Consider the following 15413-nt stretch of genomic DNA (forward strand, 5'->3'; position numbering starts at 1 on the left):
GGGTATTCCGGTTATTTTCAAGCATCCGGCGGGCGTAAGTCACCAGAAAGACACAACTTTACACAATTGGAAATCTGGCTGACGGAAGGATGAAGAACAAAAAGAAACAGGCACAATTTCTTGTGCCTGTTGGGAGATTATTTTGCCGGAGCGGGCTGTACGGCAGGTTTCTCTTTTTCCTGATTCGCCAGGTCGAGAGCGATATGCACCGTCTCATCCAGATACGGATCCGGCTCCTGGTAATCTTTTGGCAGATCGTCCAGTTTTTTGAGCAGAGGCTTGCCTTCACGCTTGAAGCGATCGTTGATACGCGCCAGGCGGGTTGCATCGTCTTCGTTGTTCTCTTTCTCACGCTGTGCGTAGTTCAGAGAAACGATATTCCGCTTATCTTTCAGGGCATTGAAGCGTGCGATGTCCTTCATGATGTACTGGAATTCCGGATCTTTCGCGATGCGGTCGTTATGCGCTTTCAGCAGTTCAGGGCCAAATTGCGTCATATCACCCGCTTTCACGTAGGTCGCGGCATTGATGCTGTCCCACGGTAACGCGTTATCTTCAAACTTCTCGCCGGTTTCCGTCTCTTCCGTGCCTGTCGGCATCATAATGTCCGGCGTTACGCCCTTACGCTGCGTACTGCCGCCATTCACGCGGTAGAATTTCTGAATGGTGTACTGAACCGAGCCCAGTGCAGGCCATTCCGGACGCAGCATTTGATCGTAGATACGATTAAGAGAACGATACTGCTGAACGGTGCCTTTCCCGAAGGTTGGCTCACCGACGATCAGCGCACGGCCATAATCCTGCATGGCAGCGGCAAAGATCTCAGACGCGGAAGCACTGAAGCGGTCAACCAGGACCACCAGCGGGCCTTTGTAGTAGACCACACCGTCGTTGTCGGCATCTTCACGCACTTTACCGTTGTTATCGCGCACCTGCACCACGGGACCCGATGGAATGAACAGACCAGAGAGTGAAACCGCTTCCGTCAGCGCTCCGCCGCCGTTACTGCGCAGGTCGATGATAATGCTGCTGACGTTCTGCTTTTCAAGCTTCTGCAGCTGAACTTTCACATCGTCAGTCAGCCCTACGTAGAAGCCAGGAATATCCAGGACCCCCACCTTCTCTTTACCCACGGTTTTCACCGACATTTTCACCGCGCGGTCTTCCAGACGGATACGCTCGCGGGTCAGGGTAACGATACGGGTTTTGGTGCCTTTTCCGGCTGGCAGGACTTCCAGACGAACCTTGCTGCCTTTCGGACCTTTGATCAGCGCAACCACGTCATCAAGACGCCAGCCGATCACGTCGACCATGTTCTGTCCGGTTTGTCCTACACCCACAATACGATCGCCTACGCTAATCGCTTTGCTTTTGGATGCCGGGCCACCCGCAACCATCGAATTGATCACCGTGTAATCATCGTCCATCTGCAGCACCGCGCCGATACCTTCAAGAGACAGGCTCATCTCGGTATTGAACTGTTCGGTGTTGCGTGGAGAGAGATAGTTGGTGTGCGGATCGATTTCGTGAGCAAAGGCCGTCATGGCCAGCGAGAAGACATCCTCACTGTTGGTCTGCGCCAGACGACGAATGGCGAATTTGTAACGACGCGTCAGCGTGTCACGGATCTCTTTTTCGTCTTTGCCGGTAAGCTTGAGGCTCAGTTCATCGTATTTAACTTTACCGTCCCACAGCGCATTCAACTCGGCTTCATCTTTCGGCCAGGGTGCTTTACTGCGATCCAGATTAAAGGTGTCGTTGCCGGTGAAGTCCATCGGACGTTCCAGCACTTTCAGCGCGTACTGATAGCGTTCGAAGCGGCGCTTTTGCGACAGGTTGTAGAGATCGTAGAACAGATCCAGCTTGCCTGAGCGCAACTCATCACCCACCTCGGATTTGCGCTTAGCGAACTGCTCGACATCGCTGGCGAGCAAAACGTTATGGCTGTAATCCAGCAAGTTCAGATAGCGGTCAAAGATTTTGGCCGAAAAGGCCTGATCGAGATCGAACTGACGATAGTGCGAGCGGGTAAAACGTGAGGTCACGCGCTCGCTCACCGTCGCGTGCTGCGTCTCTTCCTTGAGAACCGGAATTTGATCAACACGCGTGATATCGTCCACTGCAAAAGCGTGACCTGTTATGGCAAACAGGCCCGCCAGCGCGGTGAGCTTAAAAAAAGTGTTCATGCCAGGCTTGGCCTCCGTTTCAGAACAACAAGTGTTCTGCGCGTACAATCATTGACATACCAGAAGTCAGCTGTACACGAACGCCATCTTTGGTGATTTCCAGTACGGTGGCGTCCATAGCATTGTTACCCGCTTTTACCTTCAGCGCCTGACCTACGCTCAGGGCGTTAATGTCAGAAACCGGCGTATGGCGCGGCTCTTCACGAGGGGCACGCGGGGCTTTTGCTGCTGGTTTGTCTGCACGCGGTTTGCGATCGTTATTATCGTGACGGCGCGGCGCAGGGCGTGGTTTACGCTCACGACGAGGCGCATCTTCCTGGCCGTTTGCCGCGGCGGCTTCGCGTTTTTTCGCCTGCTGTTCTGCACGTTGTGCCTGAACGCGTGCTTTGGCTTCTTCAAGCTGCTTGCGCGCGTGCTCAACGTGCTGCTCGTCCAGCTCACCACACGGGTTGCCGTCGAGATCCACACGGGTCGCGCCAGCTTTGATACCGTACAGGTAACGCCAGCTCGAAGTATAAAGACGTAAGGCGGAACGCAGCTGAGTTTTGCTGAGGTTCATTTCCCCTTCAACACGTGCCACCAGATCCTGAAAAATACCGACTTTCAGGGGACGCGCTTCACCTTCCGCGCTGAAGCACTGCGGGAAACGCTCGGCCAGAAATGCGATAACTTCTTTACTGCTATTCAACTTAGGTTGATTTTCCATGAAATTTCCTGATTACAACGGACGTTGCCAACAAGCGCAGGCATGAACAGGCGTCATTATAATGACGCTATCAGTAAATGCTACGTTATCCGTTGATTATCCTGCGACGCTCGCAAAGAATTTTTGATAATCGGTTGCCGCGAGTACGTTTTCCAGATTAGCCACCAGCTCGCGCAGCCCCTGTTCGTCCTCGGTTGTAAAGCGACTGAAGACCGTACTGTCGATATCCAGAACGCCAATAATCTGATTTTTGACCACCAGAGGCAGAACGATTTCAGAATTACTGGCGGCATCGCAGGCAATGTGCCCGTCAAATGCATGAACATCTTCCACACGCTGGACCTGATTCTCGGCCACCGCCGTGCCGCATACGCCGCGCCCTACCGGAATACGCACGCAGGCCAGTTTGCCCTGGAACGGACCGAGCACCAGCGTTTCACCTTCCAGAAGGTAAAAGCCGGCCCAGTTCACGTCAGAGAGACGTTCAAACAGCAATGCGCTAGTATTTGCCAGAGTGGCTAAGAAGCTGGTCTCACCCGCCATCAATGCCTTAAAATCGCGGTTCAGATCCGCGTAGAATTCTGTTTTGTTCATTATTCAATCACTTAGTTGTCTTACAAATTTACCGCATAGCCTATTAAAATAAGCATTAAATGCGCTCATGCTCAAGATGAATCCGTTCATGAGTTATTATAACTTTCAACAATACTTATTTGTGCGCAGCTGATGGCCTTAAAAACAACCAAAATTACGCCGACAAGAAAGATAACTGTCCATACGGTAAGCGAAGCTTTGCCACGTGCACATTATCAGCGTTGCCCCCAGTGCGATACGCTTTTTATGTTGCCGAAGATGAAATCGCACCAAAGTGCCTTCTGTCCCCGCTGCGACGCCAAAATTCGCGACGGCCGAGACTGGTCGTTAACCCGTCTCGCCGCCATGGCCGTCACCATGCTGCTGCTGATGCCCTTCGCCTGGAGCGAACCGCTGCTGAAACTCTACCTGCTTGGCGTGCGCATTGACGCCAACGTGCTGCAGGGTATCTGGCAGATGACCCGTCAGGGCGATCCCATCACCGCCGCCATGGTGCTGTTCTGCACCGTTGGCGCGCCGCTGGTGCTGGTTGCCGCCATTGCCTATCTTTGGTTTGGCAATATCCTCGGCATGAACCTTCGCCCGGTGCTGCTGATGCTGGATAAGCTCAAAGAGTGGGTGATGCTGGATATCTATCTGGTGGGAGTGGGCGTTGCGTCAATAAAGGTACAGGACTACGCCTTTTTGCAGCCCGGTATCGGGCTCTTTGCTTTCATCTGCCTGGTATTGCTAAGCATCCTGACGCTGATTCACCTGAACGTTGAGCAGCTCTGGGAACGGTTTTACCCTCAGCGCCCCGCTACGCGTCCCGATGAAAATCTGCGCGTCTGTCTGGGATGCCACTATACCGGCTTACCCGACGCGCGTGGACGCTGCCCGCGGTGCCACATTCCGCTGAGACTGCGCCGCAACAATAGCCTGCAAAAATGCTGGGCCGCGCTGATCGCCTCCCTGGTGTTTCTGATCCCAGCCAATATGCTGCCGATTTCTATCATTTACGTGAATGGCGGGCGTCAGGAGGATACTATCCTCTCCGGGATTATCTCCCTTGCACACAGTAACGTCGGGGTGGCGGCGATCGTCTTTATTGCCAGTATCCTGGTTCCCTTTACCAAAGTGGTGGTGATGTTTACCCTGCTCATCAGCATTCACTTTAAATGTGAACAAGGCTTACGAACACGCATTCTGCTTCTGCGGTTCGTCACCTGGATTGGCCGCTGGTCAATGTTAGATCTGTTCGTGATTTCGCTGATGATGTCGCTCATCAATCGCGACCAGCTACTTGCTTTTACAATGGGACCCGCGGCTTTTTATTTCGGCTCTGCGGTGATATTGACTATTCTTGCTGTGGAATGGCTGGATAGCCGCTTACTTTGGGATGCACATGAGTCAGGAAACCCCCGCTTCGCCGACTGAAGCGAGAATTAAAACAAAACGCCGCATTTCGCCATTCTGGTTGCTGCCCGTCATCGCCCTGATGATTGCAGGCTGGCTTATCTGGACGAGCTATGAAGATCGCGGGAGTACGGTCACCATTGATTTCCAGACCGCCGACGGCATCGTCGCCGGGCGAACGCCCGTTCGCTTCCAGGGGGTTGAAGTGGGTACGGTTCAGGACATCTCCCTTGGAAAAGGGCTGAACAAGATTCAGGTGCGGGTCAGTATTAAATCTGACATGCAGGATGCCCTGCGCAGCGAAACGCAGTTCTGGCTGGTGACGCCTAAAGCCTCTCTGGCCGGCGTGTCCGGGCTGGATGCGCTCGTGGGCGGTAACTATATTGGCATGATGCCAGGTAAAGGCGAGCCGCAGGATCACTTTGTTGCTCTGGATACGCAGCCCAAGTACCGCCTCAATAACGGCGATTTAATGATCCATCTGCAGGCGCCGGATCTCGGTTCTCTGAACAGTGGCTCACTGGTCTATTTCCGCAAAATCCCGGTTGGCCGCGTGTACGACTACGCGATTAACCCGAATAAACAGGGCGTCACCATCGACGTGCTTATCGAGCGTCGCTTCACCAATCTGGTGAAAAAAGGCAGCCGCTTCTGGAACGTCTCCGGCGTGGATGCGGACCTCAGCCTGAGCGGTGCGAAAGTGAAGCTGGAGAGTCTGGCCGCGCTGGTGAATGGCGCTATTGCCTTTGACTCCCCGGAAAACTCAAGCCCTGCCACCGCTGATGACTCATTTGGATTGTACGCCGACCTGGCGCACAGCCAGCGCGGCGTGATCGTCAAACTTGCCCTGCCCGATGCTAAAGGGCTAAAAGCGGGCTCAACGCCGCTGATGTATCAGGGGCTGCAGGTCGGCCAGCTCACCAAAATGACGCTCAACCCGGGCGGATCGGTCACCGGCGAAATGACGGTCGATCCAAGCGTGGTCGATCTCCTGCGCGAGAAAACGCGCATCGAAATGCGCAGTCCAAAGCTCTCTCTGAATGATACCAGCCTCAGCACGCTGTTGACCGGCAATACGTTTGAGCTCATTCCCGGTGAAGGAGAACCCAGCAATAGCTTCGTGATTGCCCCGGCGGATAAAGCCCTGCTGCAAAAGCCGGGCGTGGTAACCGTCACGCTTAATGCGCCAGAAAGTTACGGTATCGAAGCCGGACAGCCGCTAATTTTACACGGCGTGCAGGTCGGTCAGGTGCTGGAGCGTAAGCTCTCCGCGGATGGCGTGACGTTCTCGGTCGCCATCGATCCGCAATACAGCGACCTGGTGCACGGTGACAGCAAATTCGTGGTGAACAGTCGCGTCGATGTGAAGGTGGGTCTGGACGGCGTGGAGTTCCTCGGCGCCAGCGCCAGCGAATGGGTGAACGGCGGCATCCGTATTTTGCATGGCGATAAAGGCCCCGTGCGCGACAGCTATCCGCTGTATGCCAACCTGGAGAAAGCGATTGAAAACAGCCTGAGCGATCTTCCGACCACCACGCTGACGCTAAGCGCCGAAACGCTGCCGGACGTACAGGCGGGATCCGTGGTGCTGTATCGCAAATTTGAAGTCGGGGAAGTGATCACCGTTCGCCCGCGTGCGGACGCCTTTGATATCGAACTGCACATCAAGCCGGAGTACCGCAAGCTGCTGACGCCAAACAGCGTCTTCTGGGCCGAAGGCGGCGCGAAAGTTCAGCTTAACGGTAACGGGCTGACCGTGCAGGCCTCCCCGCTCTCACGCGCGCTGCGCGGGGCGATTAGCTTCGATAATCTCAGCGGCGCGGGTGCGAATCTGCGCAAAGGTGATAAGCGTATTCTCTTCCCGTCCGAAACCGCCGCACGTGCAGTAGGCGGGCAGATTACCCTGCACGCGTTTGATGCCGGTAAGCTGGCGGAAGGCATGCCAATTCGCTATCTGGGTATTGATATCGGGCAGATCCAGAAGCTGACGCTGATTACCTCACGTAACGAGGTGCAGGCCACCGCCGTGCTTTACCCGGAATATGTGCAGACCTTCGCCCGCACGGGCTCGCGCTTCTCGGTGGTCACGCCGCAGATCTCGGCCGCGGGCGTTGAGCATCTCGACACCATTTTGCAGCCGTACATCAACGTTGAGCCCGGCCAGGGTAATGCCCGTCGCGATTTCGAGCTGCAGGAAGCCACGATCACCGACTCACGCTACCTTGGCGGCCTGAGCATCGTGGTGGAAGTGCCGGAAGCAGGCTCGCTGAACATCGGCACGCCGGTACTGTTCCGCGGTATTGAAGTAGGTACGGTCACGGGCCTGACGCTCGGTACGCTCTCCGACCGCGTAATGGTGGCGTTACGCATCAGCGAACGCTACCAGCACCTGGTTCGAAATAACTCGGTATTCTGGCTGGCATCCGGCTACTCGCTGGACTTCGGCCTGACGGGTGGCGTGGTGAAAACCGGCACCTTCAACCAGTTCATTCGCGGCGGTATCGCGTTTGCCACGCCGCCGGGAACGCCGCTGGCGCCGAAAGCGCAGCCAGGTAAACACTTCCTGCTGCTCGAAAGCGAACCGAAAGAGTGGCGCGAATGGGGAACCGCCCTGCCACGTTAAACAGCAAGGCTCCGGTGTCAACGCACCGGAGCCTTTATGTTACACTGCGCACCTGAACTTTTCCCTGTGGTGTGCCCGTGGCTCAAAACTCCGTATTTCTTCCTGAACAATTCCTGGCGCAGATGCGCGAGGCGCTTCCTTCTCACCTGTCGTTAGACGATTTTATCGCCGCCTGCAAGCGTCCGTTACGCCGAAGTATTCGCGTCAACACGTTGAAAATCAGCGTCGATGATTTTCTGGCACTGGTCTCGCCGTACGGCTGGCAGCTTACGCCGGTACCGTGGTGTGCTGAGGGGTTCTGGATCGAGCGCGATGACGAAGCCTCACTCCCGCTGGGCAGCACCGCTGAACATCTGAGCGGCCTGTTCTATATTCAGGAAGCCAGCTCGATGCTGCCTGTTGCCGCCCTGTTTACCGATGGCAATTCGCCTGAGCGCGTGATGGATGTTGCCGCGGCGCCCGGCTCAAAAACCACGCAAATTGCCGCCCGGATGGGTAACCAGGGGGCGATCCTTGCTAACGAGTTTTCCGCCAGCCGCGTGAAGGTGCTGCATGCCAACATCAGCCGCTGCGGTATCCATAATGTTGCCCTGACGCACTTCGACGGACGGGTGTTTGGCGCCGCCCTACCGGAAGCCTTCGATGCCATTCTGCTGGACGCCCCCTGCTCCGGCGAAGGGGTGGTGCGCAAAGATCCAGATGCGTTAAAGAACTGGTCCGTGGAAAGCAACCTGGAGATCGCCGCCACGCAGCGAGAGCTGATCGAGAGCGCATTTCACGCTTTGCGCCCTGGCGGCACGCTGGTCTATTCAACGTGCACCTTAAACCGCGATGAAAACGAAGACGTCTGCCTGTGGTTGAAAGCGAACTACCCGGATGCGGTCGAGTTCCTGCCATTGAACGATCTGTTTGCCTCAGCACAAGAGGCGGTCACCCCCGAAGGTTTCCTCCACGTGTTCCCGCAGATTTACGACTGCGAAGGGTTCTTTGTGGCGCGTCTTCGTAAAACGCAGGCGGTTGCTCCCCTGCCCGCACCTAAATTCAAGGTCGGCAACTTCCCGTTTGCCCCTCTTAAAGGTCGCGATGCAGCACAGCTTGAAGCCGCCGCCAAAAAGGTTGGGCTGGTCTGGGATGAGAGCCTGTGCCCCTGGATGCGTGATAAAGAGATATGGCTGTTCCCGGCACAGATCGAGCCGCTCATCGGAAAGGTCCGTTTTTCGCGAATCGGGATCCGCCTGGCGGAAGTGCATAACAAAGGGTATCGCTGGCAGCATGAGGCCGTTATCGCGCTTGCCGGACGCGAGAATACCTTTGCCCTGACGCATCAGGAAGCCGAAGAGTGGTATCGTGGTCGCGATGTCTATCCGGACAGCGCGCCATCAGGCGATGAAGTGATAGTGACGTATCAGGGATACCCGCTGGGGCTGGCAAAAAAGGTCGGCTCAAGGCTGAAAAACAGCTATCCGCGCGAGTTGGTTCGGGATGGTCGGCTGTTTACCGGTAACGATCGCACGGGCTGAAAAAAAGCGCATTTTTTTACTGGCGATTTTGCTCTCCTTGTCTACGATCAAAAATGGGTGACTGCACTGGTCATACCAGATTTTGACAACAGAACCGGAGAGCACTATGACGAAAACCAGCGTGCGTATTGGCGCTTTTGAGATCGACGACGCAGAGCTGCGCGGCGAAGCACAAGGCGATCGAACGTTAAGTATTCCCTGCAAATCCGACCCGGATTTGTGCATGCAGCTCGATGCATGGGATGCAGATACCAGCGTCCCGGCAATACTTGATGGCGAACACTCTGTCCTTTACCGTGAGCATTACGATAGTAAAACCGATGCCTGGGTCATGCGTCTTGCCTGACCTAAAGAGAACCCGCCCGAAGGCGGGTTATTTATTACTGCAGCTGCGCCAGCGTAAAGTAACCGTCAAATACGGCGCCCGTATCAATGTAGTGGAGATTATTAAAATCATACCTTCTGTCGAGGGGCGTATGTCCGAACCAGAAATGATCCGCGCCGCTGATGCCCTGCCCTTTGCCCACCATAAATCCCATCAACCTGTCGCGGTTCCATAAGACGCGCTGAGCGCTGACCGGTTTTTGCCATTGGTATTCCGCAGCCGGATAATCCGCATGGGCTATCACATTCAGACCGTTCGCACAGGTTATCTCGATGATATGCGGTAAATCGCGACAGGCCTCAAGCAACGACAGCGCAAGCTGTTGCTGGTCGCGTTCAAGATGCGCAAACCACATTCCGCCATTCATCGTCCAGAGCGAAAAATCGTTATTATCCAGACTGTCGAGCGCCATTTGCTCGTGGTTGCCCCGCACGGCACGAAACCATTTTTCATGTATTAACTGCAGGCATTTCACGCTATCAGGGCCACGATCGATGATATCCCCGACAGAAATAAGCAAATCCTCATACGGGTTAAAATGACGGCGTTTAAGCTCATCCATAAGCCACTGATAACAGCCGTGTATATCGCTGACAACCCAGACGTGACGCCACATCCCACCTTCAATTCGCTGATACATAAGCCCTCCCATAGGAAGTATAGTTACAGTTGACTTATGTGTAGGGACGCTGCACAGGAGCGCTTTTCATGAAGCTAAACAAACAGTAAACTAAGGATAAATAAATGTTTCACCAGTATTAATACTCTTTTGCATGCCCCCTAAAATATGCATTGCATAAACTTTGAGGTTTTCCCGTGTCAAATACGCGCCTGCAAAACGATGCGCCACAATCGCATCGTACCCATATCATTTCCGAACTGGTGAAAGGCAAACTCGTTCCAGGCCCTATCTGGCAAAAACGCGAGTACCGTCTTAAATTTCTGTTACGTTCATTGCTGTTCTGGTCTTCTACGCATCGCATGCTCGATGCGCTGGCTCGCCGCGACGATTTTGATCAGTTACTGGCTTCGCAGATCACCCTGCCGAGCAAAACACATCGCCAGTATCTGATGCGTGGCATGAACGCCAATGCGCGTGCTGATGCCATCGTCAGCCATTATCAGTGGATTGACTCTCTGAAAGACGTCGGCCTGGTCAAGGCCTTAACCGGACCACAAGAGCAATCCATTGTTGAGTTTCATGCCAAAGATGGCGTGAGCTATAACGTCAACGCCATGAATGCCAGTAAAGCAGAGCGTGAGGGCGAATGTACGCTGTGGCTGCGTGATAACGAAAATACCCTGCTTGCCAGTGTGACATTTTGCGTTGCTCGCGAAAACGGAGAATATGTTCTGGTGATTGGCGGTCTTCAGGGCCCGCGACGCAGCGTATCCCGTGATGTGATCAAACAGGCAACCCGAGCCTGCCATGGTCTCTTCCCGAAACGCGTGTTGATGGAAGTGCTTTTCCAATTGGCCACACTTTCCGGCATCAAAGCCATTTATGCGGTCAGCGATGAAGGTCATATCTTCCGTGCACTGCGTTATCGTCTGAGTAAAGGTCGCCATTTCCACGCCAGCTACGATGAGTTTTGGGCCTCTATCGACGGTCAAAAACGTTCAACCTTCAGTTGGCAGTTGCCATTGCAGATGGAGCGCAAATCCCTTGAGGAGATCGCCAGTAAAAAGCGTGCCGAATACCGCCGTCGCTTTGAACTGCTTGATGAAATTGAGGCATCCGTTAAATCCCGCTTTTAAACACGGTTCTGGCTTTTACTGATTGCACACGAAAATTTAACAAAACAGGCAAAAAGGGCTGGACTTCCGCATGCTGTGTTGCGTTATGTTTTAAGCAGTCGAACAGGACGAGCGCGCTGTATGAGAAAGAACTATTGGGATTACTCGTTTACTTTCATACAGATAAACAGACCGAATGCGATTCCTGTTTATACCTGCAATTTATATTTCTGCGGTATATCAAACACATACGCATCAACCAGATTAAAAAGCATACATCTGGTGATGCGTTTTCAGGCACTAAAAATCATATAGTTACTTAAAATTCCGGACAAATTCGGACGTATTTCGAATCGATTCATATCAAATTTACCAGCCGCCCCCGTTCCTGCATACTACGGGTTGCGGCTTCCTGATTGTAAATTTTCAACCGTATGATTTAACTCATTGAGTGCCTGAAGGCATAGTGAGATAACACCTGGATATTTCATAGCGTAGCTGTGTTTACTGTCATCTCGTTTTCTTGTTAGCGGTATTACAATAAAAACCGCCCGTAGGGGGCTATGCTAATGAAACGGGTAATTTATCCTCTGATACGCCCTTGTCTCGTAGTGACTGTCGATACATTGCGATTCTCTCCAGCTCAACTTGAGATGGATAACTATCAGAGAGATATATTGCGAACTCGTATACAGGCGGCGGGTTGAAAGTTATCACTGAATACCCAGCATCTTCCAGCAACTCAACAACAATCCCATATGATGGCCTGATACCCGTAAACCAGTAACAGCCATGTCTCTCCATACCCTGAACCGCCTTAGCTGCATGCTCTCTAAAAATAGCCAAATAAACAGATTCAGTAAATGCTTCCATTACACAAACTCCAGTCATCACTTTACTCTAAAAGAACTACAACAAATGTGTATGTAGGAATGCTAATTTCATAGATCTATTTTATGCTGTTCCTGAAGAAATCTTACAGAGTAAAGGCTATGAGTTTAGAGAAACTGCTTCCAGACCAGCTTATTGAAAAGCGCTTTTACACCTTCCATTATCAAAGCTACAAAAATCATATAGCCACCTAATACGGTCAGTATGTTGGACTATGCACCACTGAACAGCAACCCAATGTCACCTATCAACAGAAGCCCAATGCCGATCCAAAAAAATATGAAAGCTATGAACAGTAATTGAATAAACCAAATCAGTTAACCCAATCTTCAATTGCAACTTTTCCATTCTTCTGCCTCAGCCAATGTGAGTAGATTGCTTATTATACGCAAAAATCAACTTACCTTTCACACCATTAATTTTAATGATCTGAATCACCCGCTATAGCCTCGCCATCCTGAGTTATTAATGCCTTCCCCTGAACTTTTGCGAAGTCCAGCCTACCGCAGAGCGCAATCAGGATGGTGTCACCTATTTCCGGATTTCTGGCAATATTAATTATCACGTACTCAGCTGATGTTTCGATAGTTCGGCAGTTGTCCTCATGACCGCAAAGGTTGGTAATAGTGAGTATCTCTTCAGCGAGGTCTAATGCAGGAGATTGAAAACCCATGATAACCCCCTAACACCTAACTGTATGTTTATAGAGCTCAACTAAAAACTGAGGGTCAAGAATTTGGGTCAAAAAACCGCACAAGCGGGTAAGCGATTAATAAAAAAGCACTAAACACCATTCTCTGACTCAAGAGAAACCATATAAAATCATCCCTAACTAAAACTTTGATGTTAATGATCCACAACCAGGTGTGTTCGTGAATGTAATGCAGAAACGGGTACCGAAATCTACTGTTATAAATACTCACATCCTTCCTTTATAACCATCAATGTAAGCTTCAGAGATAGCATCGCTCATGGCTTTACGCTGTTTAGCAGACCATGATTTATTGTCGACGTAACGAGTGCCCGCAAAAATAGTTTCACTCTGGATGGAGTTCAGAAATGCCTCGCTACGAAACTTATCTGCACGCTTGTTCGCGTCCTCTAAAGACATGCCTGATAAGCGGTCTTTTGCTCCCAGATCATGAAAAGTTTTAAAGAATGGCACCGCCATCTTAATACTGTCGGCTTTTATAACGCGTACATTCGGGTCAAAGCCGTCATCTGCAGCATATACATACTGGCGTGCATGGCGTTCTGCACTTGTTTGAGGGGTGCATGCGCTGCTCATCAAAGATGATGTTAACAACGCACACACGAATAATCCGTTAGATTTATTCATGAAGATCTCCTTTCCAGTAAACAATATTCCCATCAGTAGCTTATCAGGATTTTCCGCTCTCAGTCATACCCCAAAATCTGTCATTGACACGTTAGAAACAGCGGCGTAGGATTCGAACTACTGTATATATAACAATGTGTTTATATACAGCATTATCTAACTTTTAACCGTCAAAGAGGAATTAACTATGAGTGGTAATGGTGGCGACAACGCACACAACAATGCGTTCAGTGGTGGCAAAAATCCTGGCATCGGTAACTCTGGTTCTGGCAGCCATTCCGGTACATCAGGAAATGGAGGGAATGGTGGCCGTACACAGAATATTAATGGATTTTCTGTGGATCCAAACAACAGTGCACAGGTGAATGCTGCTAACAGAGGTGATGCGGCTGGAGTATTTTCTGCCGGTGGTGCAATTGCTATCAGTTCCGGAGTAGACAGTCATTCAGGTAAAGGCTCCGGTGGTAATGGTGTTAACTCAGGTTCACAGTCTGGTAGTAATAACTCCCAGAATCAAAATGGAAATAGCACTACGAGTGCTCCATCTACCTGGGATAGGACGGCAAAGTACTATGGCTCCAGTGATAAAGTTTCCCGAAAAGCGCTTAAGAACTTATATGAACAAGCAGTGCGGGATGGAAGTATACCAAAAGCAGCCCGGGGTAATTTGCGCGAAAATGTCCAGAAGATGCTCGATGAAGATAAACAAATTGAAGCATTACAAAAAGCCAGCGAAATTATTGCTGACATGGGGGAAAAAGTTGGTAGTCACCTGGGGCAAAAATATAAAGATGTGTCAAGGGACATCGCAAGTAACGTTAAAAACTTCCAAGGTAAAACAATTCGTAACTACAATGATGCAATGACCTCTCTGAATAAGATTATTGCCAATCCGGGGATGAAAATTAATCAAGGTGATAAAACTGCGATCGTTAACGCATGGAAAAGTCTGAATGCAAGTGACATGGCAAACAAACTCGGCAATCTAAGCAAAGCATTTAAGACTGCAGATCTGGTAATCAAAGTCGAAAAAATCCGAGAGAAAAGTATTGAAGGGTATGAAACAGGAAACTGGGGTCCATTGATGCTAGAGGTAGAGTCCTGGGTTATTAGTGGCATTGCTGTCGGTGTGGCTATGGGAATCTTTGGCGCCCTGGCATCTTTTGTTGCGACAACCGTCGGGCTTCCTATTACTGCATTAACAATTGCAGGAATTATCGGTATCAGTTATCTGGCTTCATTCATTGACGATAAAATCGTTGATAAAATCAACAATGAAATAATCAGACCAGCTCATTAATCTAAAAGGGGCAGAGATGTTATCTGCCCCTTAGCTTTCAACGGTGCTTTATTTTTAACTTTAAAATCAAGAAAACTGCATAAGCATAGCTGATGTAATAGCAGGTGAGTATATAACACACATAAAATACGCTTACAAAAAAAACGGTAAGAAGATAATCGTTCCCTGATAAAAGCCTCATAAATCGTCCTGATTCAGTTAACTCCACGTTACACACCAACAAATAATAAACAATTGCAATATAAAACACGGTGAATAGCATAAAAGCCAAAATACCTTTCGTGAAAGAAAAAGTGGTTTTTAAATTTAACTCTCTCCGCGCAATCAAAAAAAACAAAACACCTAACAAAGGAGCGATTTTAACATAAAAACTCATAACACCACTTAATAATGGGTTACTGGCTGAAATCAGCTCAGGAACTTTACCAGATAAAGTATACAAACAATTTAGAAAATCGCTCCCTTGGTTGTTAGCATATAATAAAAAAATCAGAAGCAAAGGTATAACCCCGACAAGAAAAATATAATACATCCTTTTTGCCGCAATGTTTGTCATATCCCTTGATTTAATTTGCTTCATAGACATATCACCTACCCTGTGTTTGGAACTTGTCCCTCTGAGTTTAGTCAGTGGATTGAATAATAGAATAATTATATTGCAGATCTGCTAGCCGATCCATTTTGTCGGTGTTGTTGAATTTTTTTCATACATAAAAGCAAATAATACAATTAGTGGG

The 15413-nt window shown here is 50.7% G+C and carries 14 protein-coding genes; 6 read left to right on the forward strand and 8 right to left on the reverse strand.

The features are described 5' to 3' along the window. Positions 1 to 137: 137 nt before the first annotated feature. The 3 genes from prc to GXP72_RS14065 all read right to left on the reverse strand — a co-directional run bounded on the left by prc (position 138) and on the right by GXP72_RS14065 (position 3486). Positions 138 to 2186, reverse strand: coding sequence for a carboxy terminal-processing peptidase (gene prc / locus GXP72_RS14055; protein WP_024909720.1), 2049 nt, complete (start codon positions 2184 to 2186; stop codon positions 138 to 140). 19 nt (positions 2187 to 2205) lie between these two features. Continuing rightward, a complete protein-coding gene (gene proQ / locus GXP72_RS14060; RefSeq protein WP_024909719.1) occupies positions 2206 to 2892 on the reverse strand; it encodes an RNA chaperone ProQ in 687 nt (228 codons plus the stop codon). A 96-nt stretch (positions 2893 to 2988) separates the two neighbouring features. Further along, the gene (locus GXP72_RS14065) at positions 2989 to 3486 is read right to left on the reverse strand and encodes a GAF domain-containing protein (protein WP_008500476.1); all 498 of its coding nucleotides are present in this window, start codon (positions 3484 to 3486) and stop codon (positions 2989 to 2991) included. Positions 3487 to 3618: 132 nt separating this feature from the next. Between GXP72_RS14065 and yebS the strand changes: the two genes are divergently transcribed. The 4 genes from yebS to GXP72_RS14085 all read left to right on the forward strand — a co-directional run bounded on the left by yebS (position 3619) and on the right by GXP72_RS14085 (position 9370). Then, positions 3619 to 4902, forward strand: coding sequence for a membrane integrity lipid transport subunit YebS (gene yebS / locus GXP72_RS14070; RefSeq protein WP_032647758.1), 1284 nt, complete (start codon positions 3619 to 3621; stop codon positions 4900 to 4902). Then, positions 4871 to 7504, forward strand: coding sequence for a PqiB family protein (locus tag GXP72_RS14075; RefSeq protein ID WP_208763016.1), 2634 nt, complete (start codon positions 4871 to 4873; stop codon positions 7502 to 7504). Before yebS ends, GXP72_RS14075 begins: the two co-directional genes overlap by 32 nt. A 71-nt stretch (positions 7505 to 7575) precedes the next feature. Next, positions 7576 to 9024: a 16S rRNA (cytosine(1407)-C(5))-methyltransferase RsmF gene (rsmF, locus tag GXP72_RS14080; RefSeq protein ID WP_196761051.1), complete on the forward strand. Its 1449-nt coding sequence runs from the start codon at positions 7576 to 7578 to the stop codon at positions 9022 to 9024. A gap of 106 nt (positions 9025 to 9130) precedes the next feature. Then, positions 9131 to 9370 (forward strand): YebV family protein, encoded by a 240-nt coding sequence (locus GXP72_RS14085; RefSeq protein ID WP_008500472.1) that lies wholly within the window; start codon positions 9131 to 9133, stop codon positions 9368 to 9370. 34 nt (positions 9371 to 9404) lie between these two features. Here GXP72_RS14085 and pphA read toward each other — a convergent pair whose 3' ends face one another. Beyond that, the gene (pphA, locus tag GXP72_RS14090; RefSeq protein ID WP_208763017.1) at positions 9405 to 10049 is read right to left on the reverse strand and encodes a protein-serine/threonine phosphatase; all 645 of its coding nucleotides are present in this window, start codon (positions 10047 to 10049) and stop codon (positions 9405 to 9407) included. A gap of 176 nt (positions 10050 to 10225) precedes the next feature. Here pphA and GXP72_RS14095 point away from each other — a divergent pair, with 176 nt between their 5' ends. Further along, positions 10226 to 11167 carry a VirK/YbjX family protein gene (locus tag GXP72_RS14095; RefSeq protein WP_061714879.1) on the forward strand — a complete coding sequence of 314 codons (942 nt, stop codon included), beginning with the start codon at positions 10226 to 10228 and terminating at the stop codon, positions 11165 to 11167. A gap of 540 nt (positions 11168 to 11707) precedes the next feature. Here the strand turns inward: GXP72_RS14095 and GXP72_RS14100 are convergent. The 3 genes from GXP72_RS14100 to GXP72_RS14110 form a co-directional block, all read right to left on the reverse strand. Next, positions 11708 to 12019, reverse strand: a complete 312-nt coding sequence (locus tag GXP72_RS14100) for a hypothetical protein (protein WP_024909712.1) — start codon at positions 12017 to 12019, stop codon at positions 11708 to 11710. Between the two features lie 439 nt (positions 12020 to 12458). Beyond that, positions 12459 to 12710 carry a hypothetical protein gene (locus GXP72_RS14105; RefSeq protein ID WP_053084266.1) on the reverse strand — a complete coding sequence of 84 codons (252 nt, stop codon included), beginning with the start codon at positions 12708 to 12710 and terminating at the stop codon, positions 12459 to 12461. 246 nt (positions 12711 to 12956) lie between these two features. Continuing rightward, the gene (locus tag GXP72_RS14110; protein ID WP_048992217.1) at positions 12957 to 13376 is read right to left on the reverse strand and encodes an Exc2 family lipoprotein; all 420 of its coding nucleotides are present in this window, start codon (positions 13374 to 13376) and stop codon (positions 12957 to 12959) included. A gap of 187 nt (positions 13377 to 13563) precedes the next feature. Between GXP72_RS14110 and GXP72_RS22785 the strand changes: the two genes are divergently transcribed. Beyond that, on the forward strand, positions 13564 to 14676 hold the full coding sequence (locus tag GXP72_RS22785; protein ID WP_208763018.1) for a colicin-like pore-forming protein: 1113 nt from the start codon (positions 13564 to 13566) through the stop codon (positions 14674 to 14676). A 37-nt stretch (positions 14677 to 14713) separates the two neighbouring features. On the opposite strand, the gene cui is transcribed toward GXP72_RS22785, so the two are convergent. Then, positions 14714 to 15262, reverse strand: coding sequence for a colicin immunity protein Cui (cui, locus tag GXP72_RS14120; RefSeq protein ID WP_208763019.1), 549 nt, complete (start codon positions 15260 to 15262; stop codon positions 14714 to 14716). Positions 15263 to 15413: the final 151 nt, after the last annotated feature.

Source organism: Enterobacter sp. SES19, assembly GCF_011765665.1.
Taxonomy (GTDB): Bacteria; Pseudomonadota; Gammaproteobacteria; order Enterobacterales; family Enterobacteriaceae; genus Enterobacter; species Enterobacter pseudoroggenkampii.

Bases quoted from the DNA above. Each gene is read 5' to 3' on its own strand.
- GXP72_RS14100 (WP_024909712.1), bottom strand. From the start codon at position 12,019: ATGGAAGCATTTACTGAATCTGTTTATTTGGCTATTTTTAGAGAGCAT.
- GXP72_RS22785 (WP_208763018.1), top strand. From the start codon at position 13,564: ATGAGTGGTAATGGTGGCGACAACGCACACAACAATGCGTTCAGTGGT.
- GXP72_RS14075 (WP_208763016.1), top strand. From the start codon at position 4,871: ATGAGTCAGGAAACCCCCGCTTCGCCGACTGAAGCGAGAATTAAAACA.
- yebS (WP_032647758.1), top strand. From the start codon at position 3,619: ATGGCCTTAAAAACAACCAAAATTACGCCGACAAGAAAGATAACTGTC.
- proQ (WP_024909719.1), bottom strand. From the start codon at position 2,892: ATGGAAAATCAACCTAAGTTGAATAGCAGTAAAGAAGTTATCGCATTT.
- GXP72_RS14085 (WP_008500472.1), top strand. From the start codon at position 9,131: ATGACGAAAACCAGCGTGCGTATTGGCGCTTTTGAGATCGACGACGCA.
- cui (WP_208763019.1), bottom strand. From the start codon at position 15,262: ATGTCTATGAAGCAAATTAAATCAAGGGATATGACAAACATTGCGGCA.
- GXP72_RS14105 (WP_053084266.1), bottom strand. From the start codon at position 12,710: ATGGGTTTTCAATCTCCTGCATTAGACCTCGCTGAAGAGATACTCACT.
- pphA (WP_208763017.1), bottom strand. From the start codon at position 10,049: ATGTATCAGCGAATTGAAGGTGGGATGTGGCGTCACGTCTGGGTTGTC.
- GXP72_RS14065 (WP_008500476.1), bottom strand. From the start codon at position 3,486: ATGAACAAAACAGAATTCTACGCGGATCTGAACCGCGATTTTAAGGCA.
- prc (WP_024909720.1), bottom strand. From the start codon at position 2,186: ATGAACACTTTTTTTAAGCTCACCGCGCTGGCGGGCCTGTTTGCCATA.
- GXP72_RS14110 (WP_048992217.1), bottom strand. From the start codon at position 13,376: ATGAATAAATCTAACGGATTATTCGTGTGTGCGTTGTTAACATCATCT.